We start from the raw sequence: 1,079 nt of genomic DNA, 5'->3' as shown, positions 1-1,079 counted from the left end.
ACTGAGCACCTTCTGCACCTCATCGATGCTGATCAGAGCATCGGCATTCCCGGTTTCCGCAGGGGTGGTGAGGTCGGCCCGCCCATCCTGAGCAGGGCGCCCATCAGCAATGGGCGCGTAGGGCTGGAGCGACGGTGGTGCCGGGGCAGGGGCGTCACCCGCGGGGGAACGCATGAGTCTCAGATGAGATGAATTGGATTGCTTTGGAAAGCTAGCAGAGCCCCCGGCCGGCAGCTGTGGCAGCCGTTACTGCCGCCCGTGTGCCCAGCGCTCCTGCCGCCCTCAGGGGTCAGCGGTGGTAGCTTCCGGCCTCTTCGGAACCCTCGGCCATGCGCGTCTCCCGCCTGATGCTGGTGACGCTCAGGGACGATCCCGCCGAGGCCGAGATTCCCTCCCACAAATTGCTGCTGCGGGCCGGCTACATCCGCCGGTTGGGCAGCGGCATCTACGCCTATCTGCCCTTGCTCTGGCGGGTGCTGCAGAAGGTGAAGGCGATCGTGCGCCAGGAGATGGAGGCCACCGGGGCGCTGGAAACCCTCCTGCCGCAGCTGCAGCCGGCCGAGCTCTGGCAGCGCAGCGGCCGCTGGAGCGGCTACACCGCCGGCGAGGGGATCATGTTCCACCTGGAGGATCGCCAGGGGCGCGAACTGGGCCTCGGTCCGACCCACGAGGAGGTGGTGACCGTTCTGGCCGCCGATCTGCTGCGCTCCTACCGCCAGCTGCCGGTGCATCTGTACCAGATCCAGACCAAGTTCCGCGATGAAATCAGGCCCCGCTTCGGCCTGATGCGGGGCCGAGAATTCATCATGAAAGACGGCTATTCCTTCCATGCCGATGAGGCCTGCCTGCGCCGCACCTATGGCGCCATGGACCTGGCCTACAGCCGCATCTTTCGCCGCTGCGGCCTGCGGGCCGTGGCCGTGGAGGCCGACAGCGGTGCCATCGGAGGCTCCGCCAGCCAGGAGTTCATGGTCACCGCCGAGGCCGGCGAGGACCTGATCCTCAGCAGCCCGGATGGCCGTTACGCCGCCAACCAGGAACGGGCCAGCGCGCTGGCCCGTTCCTGGTTGGCGGCGTAA

The 1,079-nt window shown here is 67.6% G+C and carries 1 pseudogene; it reads left to right on the top strand.

What is annotated here, in order from left to right:
* Positions 1-329: 329 nt before the first annotated feature.
* Positions 330-1,055 (top strand): annotated as a pseudogene (proS, locus tag IQ216_RS13930) (proline--tRNA ligase); the annotation flags it as partial.
* Positions 1,056-1,079: the final 24 nt, after the last annotated feature.

Origin of the sequence: Cyanobium sp. LEGE 06143, from assembly GCF_015207535.1 — a bacterium.
Lineage (GTDB): Bacteria > Cyanobacteriota > Cyanobacteriia > PCC-6307 > Cyanobiaceae > NIES-981.
Note: the sequence above shows the minus strand (reverse complement) of the source record. Positions and strands in the feature narration are given on the sequence as shown.